Origin of the sequence: Kitasatospora sp. NPDC094016, from assembly GCF_040304045.1 — a bacterium.
Classification (GTDB): Bacteria; Actinomycetota; Actinomycetes; order Streptomycetales; family Streptomycetaceae; genus Kitasatospora.
This window is the reverse complement of the sequence record NZ_JBEOUK010000015.1, coordinates 20,266-32,816: the sequence shown is the minus strand read 5'-3', so window position 1 is coordinate 32,816 and position 12,551 is coordinate 20,266. Positions and strand designations below refer to the sequence as shown.

The window sequence follows — 12,551 nt, the reverse complement described above, 5'->3', positions numbered from 1 at the left end:
GACCGGCGAGAGGGGATGGTGATGGACGACGGACACCTGTGGCAACAGGTGGACATCCGGTTCACGGACCGCCACCGTGCCGAACAGGCTGCGGCCGACCACCTCGGGGATGCGCTGCGGGTGACGGGCACCGGGCCGGTGGAGTCCTGGTTCTTCATCCGCAAGGGCGAGTGGCGGCTGCGGTACAACTCCACGAACCATGCCGCCACCGCCGCAGCCAAGGCAGTGGTGACGGGCGCACTGGCAACCATGCGGGAGCACGGTGCCGTCGAAAGCTGGGTGGAGAAGACCTACGAGCCCGAAATCCACGCCTTCGGCGGCCAGCCGGCGATGAACACCGCCCACCAGTTCTTCCACCAGGACAGCCAACACGTCCTGGACTACCTACGGCTCCCCGGCCCCGACCGCCGCCGGGAGCTGTCGGTGCTGCTGTGCGCGGCGCTGATGCGCGGCGCCGGCCTCGACTGGTACGAGCAAGGCGACGTCTGGGCCCGCGTGGCAGAGAACCGGCCGAACACCGGCGACGCGACCGACGACCCGATGCGCAAGCTCCGGGACGCCGTGTGCCAGTTGCTCGTTGCCGATCCCCGGTCGGGACTCATCTCGGCCTCCGACGAGTCCGCAGGCCTCAGCACGACCTGGTTGGACGCCGCCGAGGAGACGGGCCACGCGCTGTACCTGCTGTGGTCCGAGGGCCGACTTGTCCGAGGCCTGCGCGCGGTGATCACCCATCACGTGATCTTCCACTGGAATCGCCTCGGGCTGCCATACTCGGCCCAGAGCGTCCTGGCCTTGGCAGCCAAAGACGCTGTTCTGGGAACGTGATCTCTTAATCGCGGTACGCCGCCGCTCAGTAGAGTGCAGATTCGAGAGGATCCGCACCGGCCATCCGCCGGGCGAGGTTCGCGCACGGCACGGCTGCGGTGCTCGCCCCGGCGATGATGAGTCCGTTGGCCTCCCACGCCTCCCGGGTGGTGTCCGTGATCGTTGCCTTGCCCGCTCCGGGGCCCCAGGTCGTCGACTCCACGGACCGGTGACTGAGGTGGCCGCTCCCCGCCGGAGCGGCGATTCCGGCGGGGAGCGGTGTGGCTCGGCGAGGGTCTGGCGCCAACGCGCCCTCGGAGCCGACCGACAGGGGAGGTCTGCCTGCCGGCGCCCGTCCGTGATTGCCTGTCACGGACGGGCGTTGGACCCCGCTGCCGCGCGGGATGAGCACTCGCGGCGCGGTGGCGGGAGCGTGTTGTCAGTCCGGCACGAACGCGCCGCATCCGCAGGGGCGTTGAACCGGCGGCTCGGCGGTCGGCTCGTCACCCGCCTCGACCGCGTTTCGTTGCGTCGTCCCCGCCACGGCGGTGAAGCCGCCGGCCGCCAACGAGCCGAGGTGCAGCCCGGCGAGCAGCATCTCCCCCGAGGTCACGCCGGCTCCGGAAACATCGGCCGACGCTGCGGGCTGGTCCCCGTACCCGGCGCGATCTCCCTGGGGTCGCACCGTCGCAGCTGATCGGGCCTGGTCGTCCACTCGCACCCCCCGCCGAGCGGCCTCAGGAAGGCCGCCCCGCAGAGGATCTCCATGAAGACCCCCTCCTTCGGCCTGCCATCGTCGTCTCGGTGCTTCAGGTCCCGCACCACCTCGTTGCGGACGAAGTCGGGCAGCACGGATTTCGGGTCTTTGGGCATGGGGTCTCCGTAGCGCTTCGCTCTTGGCGTGTCACTTGGTGTAGCCATGGTGGCGTGGCATCCCCTACGATCGGAAGGGTTCTCCACTTGACGAAATCCCTTGTGGGACAAGGAAGGCACCGGAGGTCTGATCATGCGCGAGACCGAGCTGGACCCGTCCGCATCACCGCTCAAGGCCTTCGGTGCACAACTCCGCAGGCTGCGCAAGGCGGCGGGGCTCACGCAGACCGACCTCGGGGCGATGACGAACTTGAGCGACAGTCAGATCTCCAACCTCGAACGAGGGACACGCAGTCCCACACTCGACTGGGTCGTACAAGCTGACCGGGCCCTCGGTGCTGGTGGAACACTAGAACTGACGTACTGGAGTCTCAGCGGCTCATCGTTGCTGGAAGGGTTTCCCGAGTACGCCCAGCAAGAAGCGAAGGCCCTGAGCATCAACCACTTCGAACTGGGCATCGTGCCTGGCCTGGCGCAGACAATGGAGTACGCCGCAGCCTTCGCCTCGGCCGCCGTGCGGCGTGGCAGCGTCACCGAGGAGCAGGCTGCGGATCGGCTCGACTTCCTTGCCACGCGCCAGAAGCTACTTGACCGGCAGCCTGCGCCCCGGCTCCACTTCGTCCTGGACGAGGGCGCCCTTCTGCGACCGGTGGGCGGGCGCAAGGTCATGGCTCGGCAGCTCGCGCACCTTGAAGACCTTGCCACTCGCCCGAACATCACGATCCAAGTGGCGCCGCTCTCTCTTGCAGAAGAGCTGCCGTTCACCATGATGGTCACGCTGCTGACCCTGGCGGATCGAAAACTCCTGGCATACTCGGAGTGCCAGTTGCGCGGCTTCCTCTCGCGGGACGCCGAGACTGCTCAAGCCTGGGAGCGGGAATGCCACCAGCTCCAGGTGGAAGCGCTCTCGAAGGCTGCGTCACTGGAGCTGATCCGAAAGTGCAAGGCGTGAGAGGAACGTCATGATCACTCCTGTAGACCTATCCAACGCCGCGTGGGTCAAGGCCAGTTACAGCAACAATGGCGGGTCTTGCGTTGAGGTTGCCCCCGGCTTCCCGGGTGTACTGCCCGTCCGCGACTCCAAGGACCCCGAGGGTCCTGCCCTCGTCTTCCCGGCCGACGCCTGGTCGTCGTTCGTCGCCGCCGTCCAGGCCGGCGAGTTCGGCGAGGTCTGACGCACGCACGCTGCCTGAGCCCCACTACCCACCGCGGGTAGTGGGGTTCGCGCGTTCTGGGTGGTGACAGTGTTTCAACTGCGTTCACCGAATGCTCGTGCGCGGTCTTGTGCACCGTGCGGGCGGCAACGTTGGATGTACACCATCCGCTGACCGTCGCGTTCACGTCACACCCTCACGGAGCCCCAATGCCGCTGTCGTCCCTCCGCAAGGCCGCCGCCGCCTGCGCTGCCGCCGCCGTGCTCGGCGCGCTCGCCACCGCCCCCGCCACGGCTGCCACCGGCGCCACGACCGAGAGCGCCCCGGTCACCGCGCCCGCGCTGGACGTCCTCACGTACAACACGTTCCTGATGAGCACGACCCTCTACCCCAACTGGGGCCAGGCGCACCGGGCGCAGGCGATCGCCTCGGCGGACTTCTTCCAGGGTCACGACGTGGTCGTCCTGGAGGAGGCCTTCGACAACGCGGCCTCCGACGCCCTGACCGCCAAGGCCTCGGCCGCCTACCCGTACCACACCCCGGTCGTCGGCCGCTCCACCAGCGGCTGGGACGCGACCTCCGGCAGCTACAGCGCCGCCACCCCCGAGGACGGCGGCGTGACGCTGCTCAGCAAGTGGCCGATCCTGCGCAAGGAGCAGTACGTCTACAAGGACGCCTGCGGCTCGGACTACTTCTCGAACAAGGGCTTCGTCTACGCCGTGCTGAACGTGAACGGCCAGCGCACCCACGTGGTCGGCACCCACCTGCAGTCCACCGACTCGGGCTGCTCCAACGGCCAGCCGGCCGCCATCCGGGCCAAGCAGCTCACGGCCATGCGCGGCTTCCTGGACGCCAAGCAGATCCCGGCGAACGAGCCGATCCTGCTCGCCGGTGACCTCAACATCGACTCGCACGGCTCCGAGTACCAGGCCCTGCTGGACAACGCCAACCTGGCGCCGGCCTCCGCCCGCACCGGCTGGCCGTACTCCTTCGACACCGCCGACAACTCCATCGCCGCCTACCGCTACCCGGGCGAGCCCAAGGAGGACCTGGACTACGTGCTCTACCGGGCCGACCACGCCCGCCCGCAGCAGTACACCAACCAGGTCCTGCGCACGCACAGCGCACCGTGGACGGTGAGCAGTTGGGGCAAGAGCTACACCTACACCGACCTCTCCGACCACTACCCGCTCGCCGCGCACTGACCGGGGAAGCGTACTGACCGGGGACTGACCCGCGGGGAACTAAGCGGCCCCGAAGGGCAGTTCCAGCTCCGCCCAGACCACCTTGCCGTCCCTGGTCAGCCGGCTGCCCCAGCGCTGGGCCAGCTCGCTGACCAGGAACATGCCGCGCCCGCCCTCGTCCTGCTCGGCGAAGGGGCGCAGCTGCGGGGCCGCCCCGCCCGCGTCGGAGACCTCCAGGGTGAGCACCCGGTCGCGGAACAGCCGCAGCCGCCGCGGGGCCTCGGCGTGCAGCAGGGCGTTCGTGACCAGCTCGCTGACCAGCAGTTCGGCGTAGTCGGAGAGGGCGGACAGGCCCCAGGCGTCCAGGGTGGCGCGGGTGAAGCGGCGGGCCTTGCCGGGCAGCCGGCCGCCGCCGGTGAGCGGGAGGGTGGCGATCCGGTCTGCGGGCAGCGGCAGCACCCGCGCCATGATCATCGCGATGTCGTCCTCGGTGCCGTCGGTGACGAGTGCGCCGAGGACGGCGTCGCAGTTCTCCTCCAGGGTCCGGCCGGGCCCGGCGAGGGTGCCGGCCAGCAGGTCGATGCCGTCGTCGAGGTCCTGTCCGCGCCGCTCGACCAGGCCGTCGGTGTAGAGGGTGACCATGCCGCCCTCGGGCAGGGTGAACTCGATCGACTCGAAGGCCACCCCGCCGACGCCCAGCGGCACGCCGGGCGGCACCTCGACCCGGCGGGCGGTGCCGTCGGGGGCGACCCGGATCGGCGGCAGGTGGCCGGCCGAGGCGATCTGGACGGTGCGCTCCAGCGGGTCGTAGACGGCGCAGATGCAGGTGGCGAACTGGCCCTCGCCGATGCCCGAGGCGGTCTCGTCCAGGCGGGTGAGGACCTGCTCGGGCGGCATGTCGAGGGTGGCGAGCGTCCGGGCGACGGTACGCAGCTGGCCCATGGTCGCGGCGGCCCGGATGCCGTGGCCCATCACGTCGCCGACCACCAGAGCGACCCGGCCGCAGGACAGCGGCACGACGTCGAACCAGTCGCCGCCGACCTCGCTGACCACGCTGCTGGGCAGGTAGCGGTAGGCGATCTCCAGGCCCAGGGTGCGGTGGATCTCCTGCGGCAGCAGGCTGCGCTGGAGGGTGAGCGCCGTCTCCCGCTCGCGCCGGTAGAGCCGGGCGTTGTCGATGGCCAGCGCGGTGCGGGCGACCAGTTCCTCGGCGAGCGCCACGTCGGCGTCGCTGAACGGCTCGGAGTTGCGCATCCGGATGAACTCGGAGCCGCCGAGCACCATGCCCCGGGCGGTGAGCGGCACCATCAGGTACGAGTGGATGCCCGCCGCGATGCCGGGCTCGACCCGGTCCTCGCTGGCGACGAGGCCGCGCAGCACCTCGGCGTCCACGTGGGCGCGCAGCAGGGGGCGGCCGCTGCGCAGGCACTGGGTGTAGCTGCGGTCGGGGGCGTACTCGGAGGTCTCGCCGACGGTGTCCACGGCGTGCACGAGGCCCGACTCGTACGACTCGCCGACCGCGACGGCACGCAGGGTGACCGTCCGGTCGGAGGGGATGGGGGTGGGCTCGGCGCCGCGCAGCACCGGTTCCAGCAGGTCGACGGTGGCGAAGTCGGCGAACCGGGGGACGACGGCCTCGATCAGCTCCTCGGCGGTGCGCTGGAGGTCGAGGGTGGTGCCGATCCGGGCCGTTGCCTCGGCGATGGTGGCGAGCCGCTCCTGGGCGCGGGCGGCACGGGCCTCGGCCTGGAATCGCTCGGTGACGTCGATGATCGAGGAGCAGACGCCGAAGACCCGGCCGGTGGAGTCCTCCAGCCGGAAGTAGGAGGCGGACCAGGCGCGGTCGCGCTTCGGGTCCCCGGGCACCCGGCCGTGGGAGCGGGCGTCCACCACGGGCTTGCCGCTCCTGAGCACCTGCCGCATGGTCTGCTCGATCTCGACGCTGTTGATGCCCGGCAGCACCGCGGGTATCCGGCGGCCGAGGTGGGCGGCGACGGGGACGCCGTTCATCCGGGCGAGCGCCTCGTTGAGCCGGACGTAGCGCAGCTCGGTGTCGTAGACGGCCATGCCGATCGGCGAGCGGTCGAAGACGCCGTCCAGGACGGCGAGGTCGGCCTCGACCGCCTGGAGGGCGCGGATGTCGGAGGCGGTGGCGAGCAGCAGCAGGGTGCCGGCCGGGCCGGCGATCGGGTAGGTGCGGAACTCCAGGTCGACCTTGTGGCCGTCGCGGTGGCGAACCGGGAAGACGCCGGACCAGCCGGTAGAGCCGCCCATGATGTGGGCGAACAGGGACAGCACCTCGGGGCGGTCGGTGCCGTCGGTGAGCAGCTGGGCGGCGTAGCTGCCGACGGCCTCCTCGGCGGAGTAGCCGAGCAGCGCCTCGGCGTCCTCGCTCCAGTGCAGGATCAGGCCGTCGCCCTGGAGCAGGGCCGTCGCGAGCGGGACGAGTCGGTGGCCTTCGGGGCGTACGGGGGTGGCGCCCGGTGCGGGGCCGGCGGCGGAGGTCACGTCCCACTCGTTTCCGTGCATGATCAGGCAGCACCCCGGTTCGGCTCGTGCCCGGCCGGGGGCCTCACGGTCCGTGCCGGCCGGGATTCTTCTCCAGACTGCACGGACATCGGCCGCCCGGCGACCCCTTGGTCAGGGGTCGTCCGGCCGTTCCGGTAGTACGGGAGTCATGGGCGTACCGGCCGCAGCGTACTCTCCAGAACGCCGGTCCACTGCCGGATCACCCCGGATCGTCGGACGCTGTCGTCGGTGAGCAGGTTGGCCAGGCCCAGCCCGCGGGCGAGATCGAGGGTGGCCTGCACGGACTCGCGTACGCCGGGGCGGGTCTCGTCGGCACCCAGGAACTCGACGGCGGCCCGGTGGGCCTCCCGGCCGACGTGCCCCTCCAGGGCGATGATCCGCTCGCGCAGCGGCTCCTCGGTGGCCGCGGCCGTCCACAGGTGCAGGGCGGCGCGGAACAGCGGGCCGGTGTAGAGGCGCACGATCATGTCGACGACGGCCCGGGTGCGGTCGGGGCCGGCGGCCGGCAGCTCGTCCGTGTGGGCGCGGACGGCGGCCAGCCGCTCGGCGGTGACGTGCTCGACGGCCGCGGTGAACAGGTCCTCGCGGGTCGGGAAGTGGTGCTGGGCTGCGCCCCGGGACACTCCGGCGCGCTCGGCGACCACGGTGACGGTGGAGCCGTGCCAGCCGAGCTCGGCCAGGCAGTCCACGGCCGCCGCGAGCAGCCGGGCCCGGGTGGCGCGGCTGCGGTCCTGCTGGGGGGTGCGGGCGGCGGGGTGGCTGGTCATGGCTGGCGGCGGTTCCTGTTCCGGTGGGGGCTCGGCGGGCCGGTCGTGCCCGGCGGGCCCGCTACGGTCGGCGGGCCCGCCGTGCTCGGCGGGTCGATCCTCACAGACGGGCGCCGGTCTTCGGCCGCCGGGGGCCCGGCCGCTCAGCGGGAGGCCTCGGGGGCGGTGGCGGAAGTGGAGGCGGGGGCGGAGGCAGAGGCAGAGGCTGAGGCTGAGGCTGAGGCGGACGCACGGCGCTCGGCCTCGCGGGCCCGTAGCTCGCGGCGGAGGATCTTGCCGGCCGCTGACTTGGGGACGGCCTCGACGAACTCCACCGCGCGGACCTTCTTGTACGGGGCCACCAGCCCGGCCACGAAGCCGGTGACCTCGTCCGCGCTCAGGCCGCTGCCCGGAGCACGGACCACGAAGGCCTTGGGGCACTCGGTGCCGTCGGCGTCCGGAACACCGATCACGGCGGCGTCGACGATCTGCGGGTGGCCGAGCAGCACGGCCTCCAGTTCGGCCGGGGCCACCTGGTGGCCCTTGTACTTGATCAGCTCCTTCACCCGGTCGACGATGTACAGGTACCCCCGGTCGTCGACGAAGCCGACGTCGCCGGTGTGCAGCCAGCCCTCGGCGTCGACCACCGCGGCGGTGTCGGAGGGCCGGCCGAAGTACCCCTTCATCACCTGCGGGCCCCGGATCAGCAGCTCGCCCGGTTCCCCGGGCCCGAGGTCCTCGCCGGCGCCGTCCAGGGCGGTGACCCGCAGCTCGGTGGACGGGATCAGCCGCCCCACCGAGCCGGGCGAGGGGTCGCGCTCCAGCGGGGAGACCACATGGGTGACCGGGGACAGCTCGGTCATGCCGTAGCCCTGGAGCAGGTGCGGCAGGCCCAGGCGGCGCGCGCAGGCGGCGGCGAGCTCCGGGTCCAGCGGGGCGGCCGCGCACAGCAGGTACTCGACGGAGGAGAGGTCGAAGCGCTCCACGACCGGGTGCCTGGCCAGGGCGAGCGCGATCGGCGGGGCCACCACCAGCGCCTGCACCCGCTGCTCCTCGATGGTGCGGCAGAACTGCTCCAGGTCGAAGCGGGGCAGCACCACCACGGTGGCGCCGCAGCGCAGCGGCTGGTTGAGCAGCGCCGTCAGGCCGTAGATGTGGAAGAAGGGCAGCACGGCGAGCACCCGCTCGCCCACGGCGGGCCGGTAGAGGGCGTCGCACTGGGCCAGGTTCGTGGCGATCGAGCGGTGGGTGAGCATCACCCCCTTCGGCAGCCCCGTGGTGCCGCTGGAGTAGGGCAGCACGGCGACGTCCCGGCCTGGGTCGATGGCGATCCCGGGGGCGGGGCCGGTGGTGGCCAGCAGGTCGACGAGCGAGCGGTGGCCCTCGGCGCCGTCCAGGACGAGGATCTCGGCCAGTGGGCCGCCCTGCTCGGCCAGCAGGGCGGCGGCCTTGCGGGCGGTCGGCAGGAGTGGGGAGACGGTCACCAGCCAGCGGGCGCCGCTGTCGCCGAGCTGCCCGGCCAGGTCGGCGGGCGTGGCCATCGAGGACACCGTGGTCACGGTGGCGCCGGCCCGGGTGGCGCCGTAGAAGGCCGTCGGGTAGCCGAGCGTGTTGGGGCTGAACAGGGCCACCACGTCGCCCTGGCGCACCCCGGCCTCGGCCAGTCCGGCGGCCACCCGCTCGACGCCGGCGGCGAGCCGCGCGTAGCTGACGCGCTCCCCGGTGACGCCGTCGATCAGAGCCGGCCCGTCACCGTACGCCGCCGCGCCGCCGAGCACCGCTTCATGGATCGGCAGGTCCACCGTCGGCACGTCCGGGAATTCGCTGCGGAACACCAAAGTAAGCCTCCAGGAAGGTAGTTGACGCATCGACTGGCGCGGCGAGAGGTAGACCGAGGGTACGGACAGGAGCATACGGACCATGACGTCCGCCACTGCAAAGTTCGCCGAGATGTCCCTCTGGTGACCCACCGGGGGCACCCCCGGTGGGTCAGTCCGGCGGGTGCGTCCGGCGGGTGCGGTGCGCCCTGGAAGGAGGCGGACTAGTAGGACTTCGGGAGGCCGAGGGTGTGCTGGGCGACGTAGTTGAGCACCATCTCGCGGCTGACCGGGGCGACCCGGCCGACCCGGGTGGCGGCCAGCAGCGCGCCCAGCCCGTACTCCTGGGTGAGGCCGTTGCCGCCCAGCGTCTGCACCGCCTGGTCGACGGTGCGGGCGGCGGCCTCGCCGGCCGCGTACTTGGCCATGTTGGCGGCCTCCCCGGCGGCCACGTCCTCCCCCGCGTCGTAGAGCAGCCCGGCCTTCTGGGTCATCAGCCGGGCCAGCTCGATCTCCACCGCGCACTGGGCCAGCGGATGGGCCAGGCCCTGGTGGGCGCCGATCGGGGTGGACCAGACGGTGCGGGTCTTCGCGTACTCGACGGCCTTGCCGAGAGCCTGGCGGGCCAGGCCGAGGGAGAACGCGGCGGTCAGCACGCGCTCGGGGTTGAGGCCCGCGAACAGCTGCAGCAGGCCGGCGTCCTCGTCGCCGACCAGGGCGTCGGCGGGCAGCCGGACGTCGTCCAGGAAGACCTGGAACTGCTTCTCGGGGGCGACGAGTTCCATCGGTATCGCCCGGTACTCGAAGCCGGCGGCCTCGCGCGGGACGATGAACAGGCAGGGCTTGAGCCTGCCTGTTCGAGCGTCCTCCGTGCGGGCGACGAACAGCACGGCGTCGCAGTGGTCGATGCCGGAGACGAACACCTTGCGGCCGGTCAGCAGCCAGTCCCCGCCGTCCCGGCGGGCGACGGTGGAGATCCGGTGCGCGTTGGAGCCGGCGTCCGGCTCGGTGATGCCGAAGGCCATCTTGCGGCTGCCGTCGGCGAGTCCGGGCAGCCAGCGCTGCTTCTGCTCGTCGGTGCCGAAGCGGGCGATCACGGTGCCGCAGATCGCCGGGGAGACGATGAGCAGCAGCAGGGGGCAGCCGGCCGAGCCCAACTCCTCCAGCACGATGGCCAGATCGGTGATGCCTCCGCCCCCGCCCCCGTACTCGGCGGGCAGGTTCACGCCGAGGTAACCGGCCTTGCCGGCGTCCGCCCACAGCTCGTCGGCGGGCTCGCCGGCTCGGGCCTTGGCCATGTAGTAGGCGGAGCCGTAGCGGCGGCCGAGGTCGCCGACGGCCTGGCGCAGGGCCCGGCGTTCGGGGGTCTCGATGAGCTGACTGCCGATGGTGGACATGCGGGGTCCTTCCTCAGGCTTCTGCGGCGGGCCGGGCGGCGGCGGTTGCGGTGGGCTCGGCGGTGGGCCCGGCGGTGGGCTCGGCCTCGGGCTGCACGACGGCGAGCAGGGTGCCGAGCTCGACCTGAAGGCCGGGGGCGGCGCGGAGTTCGACCAGGACGCCGTCGGCGGGGGCGGTGACGCGGTGCTCCATCTTCATCGCCTCCAGGACGAGCAGCGGCTGACCGGCGGTGACGGTGTCGCCGACGGCGGCGGTGATACGCACGACGGTGCCGGGCATCGGGGCGAGCAGCGCGCCCGGGTCCGCCCTGGCGGCCGGGTCGGGGAAGCGCGGCAGGGCGGTGAGCGCGGTGCCCCCGTCGGGGGTGTCGACGTACACCCGGTCGCCGTAGCGCGCGACGCGGTGGCCGCGCCGGACGCCACCCTCGCGCAGCGTGACCTGCTCGGGCGAGGCGTCCAGGAGCTCCGCCTGCGGGTGGTCGTCGGCCCGCAGGCCGTCCCGGGTGAGTCGGTAGCGGACCTCCAACTCGGCGCCGTCGTCGGTGCGGTAGCGCTTGGCCTGCGGCTGCGAGGGCAGGTTGCGCCAGCCCGACGGCAGTGCGCCGTGCGGCCCGTTGCGCCGGGCGGCGGCGTCGGCGAGGGCGGCGGCCAGGGCGGCGCGCGTGGTCTCCTTGCCGTCCGGGGCGGTGAGCTCGGCCGCGTGCTCGGCCAGGAAACCGGTGTGCAGGCGTTCGGCCAGGAAGGCCGGGTGCCGCAGCGCCCGGACGAGCAACTCCCGATTGGTGGCGGGCCCGTGGACCCTGGCGCGGGCGAGCGCGTCGGCCAGCCGGCGGGCGGCGGCGGCGCGGGTCGGCGCCCAGGCGATCACCTTGGCGAGCATCGCGTCGTAGTGCGGGGTGATCTCGTCGCCGGCCGCCACGCCGGAGTCCAGCCGGACGCCACGCCCGCCGAACTCCTCGTGCGGGACGGTGAGTTCGAGCCGGTGCAGAGTGCCGGTGGCGGGCTGCCAGTCCTTCACCGGGTCCTCCGCGTACAGCCGGGCCTCGATCGCGCAGCCGGTGGCGGGCGGCGGGACCGGCCCGGGCAGCCGCTCCCCCTCGGCGACGGCGAGTTGGAGCGCCACCAGATCCAGTCCGGTGACCGCCTCGGTGACCGGGTGCTCGACCTGGAGGCGGGTGTTCATCTCCAGGAAGTGGAACCGGCCGTCCTCGCCGAGCATGAACTCGGCCGTACCGGCACCGGTGTAGCCGATCGCCCGGGCGGCGCTGACGGCCGCCGCGTGCAGCCCGGCGCGCACCGCCTCGGACAGGCCGGGGGCCGGGGCCTCCTCGATCACCTTCTGGTGCCGCCGCTGGAGCGAGCAGTCGCGGTCGCCGACCGCCCAGACCGTGCCGTGCGCGTCGGCCAGCAACTGGACCTCGACGTGCCGCCCGGCGGGCAGGTAGCGCTCGCAGAACACTTCGTCCGAGCCGAAGGCCTTCGCCGCCTCGGCGCTGGCGGCGGCCAGTTCGCCGGGGAGCTCCGCGAGCGTGCGCACCACCCGCATGCCGCGTCCGCCACCACCCGCCGCCGCCTTGACCAGGAGCGGCAGGTCGGCCTCGGTGGGGTCGGTCAGGGCGTCCAGCACGGGCACCCCGGCCGCGGCCATCAGCCGCTTGGCGGCCGTCTTGGAGCCCATCGCGGCGATCGCGGCCGGCGGCGGGCCGACCCAGACCAGCCCGGCATCCAGCACGGCCTGCGCGAACCCGGCGTCCTCCGACAGGAATCCGTACCCGGGGTGGACGGCGTCCGCACCCGCCGCCAGCGCGGCGCGGACGATCAGGTCGGCGCGCAGGTAGGTGTCGGCGGGCGCGGCGCCGGGAAGCCGCACGGCCGCGTCGGCCTCACGGACGTGCGCGGCCCCGGCGTCCGGGTCGGAGTGGACGGCGGTGGTCGCGACGCCCAGGGCCCGGCAGGTGCGGAGGACCCGGCGGGCGATCTCGCCACGGTTGGCGACCAGCAGGTTGGTGATCATCTCTCGGGTGCCCCTCACAACTCGGCCTCGCGG

The 12,551-nt window shown here is 72.8% G+C and carries 10 protein-coding genes; 4 read left to right on the top strand and 6 right to left on the bottom strand.

Annotated features, from left to right (window positions below; translation table 11 throughout):
* Nucleotides 1-21 precede the first annotated feature (21 nt).
* On the top strand, nt 22-825 hold the full coding sequence (locus tag ABT015_RS16540) for a thiopeptide-type bacteriocin biosynthesis protein (protein WP_350879737.1): 804 nt from the start codon (nt 22-24) through the stop codon (nt 823-825).
* A gap of 418 nt (nt 826-1,243) precedes the next feature.
* On the opposite strand, the gene ABT015_RS16535 is transcribed toward ABT015_RS16540, so the two are convergent.
* On the bottom strand, nt 1,244-1,417 hold the full coding sequence (locus ABT015_RS16535; protein WP_350879736.1) for a hypothetical protein: 174 nt from the start codon (nt 1,415-1,417) through the stop codon (nt 1,244-1,246).
* A gap of 393 nt (nt 1,418-1,810) precedes the next feature.
* On the opposite strand from ABT015_RS16535, the gene ABT015_RS16530 reads away from it, so the two are divergent.
* From ABT015_RS16530 to sph, 3 genes are all read left to right on the top strand, one after another.
* Nucleotides 1,811-2,629: a helix-turn-helix domain-containing protein gene (locus ABT015_RS16530; RefSeq protein ID WP_350879735.1), complete on the top strand. Its 819-nt coding sequence runs from the start codon at nt 1,811-1,813 to the stop codon at nt 2,627-2,629.
* Nucleotides 2,630-2,639: 10 nt separating this feature from the next.
* On the top strand, nt 2,640-2,852 hold the full coding sequence (locus ABT015_RS16525; protein WP_350879734.1) for a DUF397 domain-containing protein: 213 nt from the start codon (nt 2,640-2,642) through the stop codon (nt 2,850-2,852).
* Between the two features lie 188 nt (nt 2,853-3,040).
* A complete protein-coding gene (gene sph, locus ABT015_RS16520; RefSeq protein ID WP_350879733.1) occupies nt 3,041-4,036 on the top strand; it encodes a sphingomyelin phosphodiesterase in 996 nt (331 codons plus the stop codon).
* A gap of 39 nt (nt 4,037-4,075) precedes the next feature.
* Here the strand turns inward: sph and ABT015_RS16515 are convergent, their stop codons facing one another.
* The 5 genes from ABT015_RS16515 to ABT015_RS16495 form a co-directional block, all read right to left on the bottom strand.
* The gene (locus ABT015_RS16515) at nt 4,076-6,544 is read right to left on the bottom strand and encodes a SpoIIE family protein phosphatase (protein ID WP_350879732.1); all 2,469 of its coding nucleotides are present in this window, start codon (nt 6,542-6,544) and stop codon (nt 4,076-4,078) included.
* Between the two features lie 146 nt (nt 6,545-6,690).
* Entirely contained in the window at nt 6,691-7,311 is a 621-nt protein-coding gene (locus ABT015_RS16510) for a TetR/AcrR family transcriptional regulator (protein ID WP_350879731.1), read from the bottom strand.
* Between the two features lie 143 nt (nt 7,312-7,454).
* Nucleotides 7,455-9,158, bottom strand: a complete 1,704-nt coding sequence (locus ABT015_RS16505) for a 4-coumarate--CoA ligase family protein (RefSeq protein WP_350879862.1) — start codon at nt 9,156-9,158, stop codon at nt 7,455-7,457.
* Nucleotides 9,159-9,331: 173 nt separating this feature from the next.
* On the bottom strand, nt 9,332-10,504 hold the full coding sequence (locus tag ABT015_RS16500; RefSeq protein ID WP_350879730.1) for an acyl-CoA dehydrogenase family protein: 1,173 nt from the start codon (nt 10,502-10,504) through the stop codon (nt 9,332-9,334).
* Between the two features lie 13 nt (nt 10,505-10,517).
* A complete protein-coding gene (locus ABT015_RS16495; protein WP_350879729.1) occupies nt 10,518-12,518 on the bottom strand; it encodes an acetyl/propionyl/methylcrotonyl-CoA carboxylase subunit alpha in 2,001 nt (666 codons plus the stop codon).
* Nucleotides 12,519-12,551 lie beyond the last annotated feature (33 nt).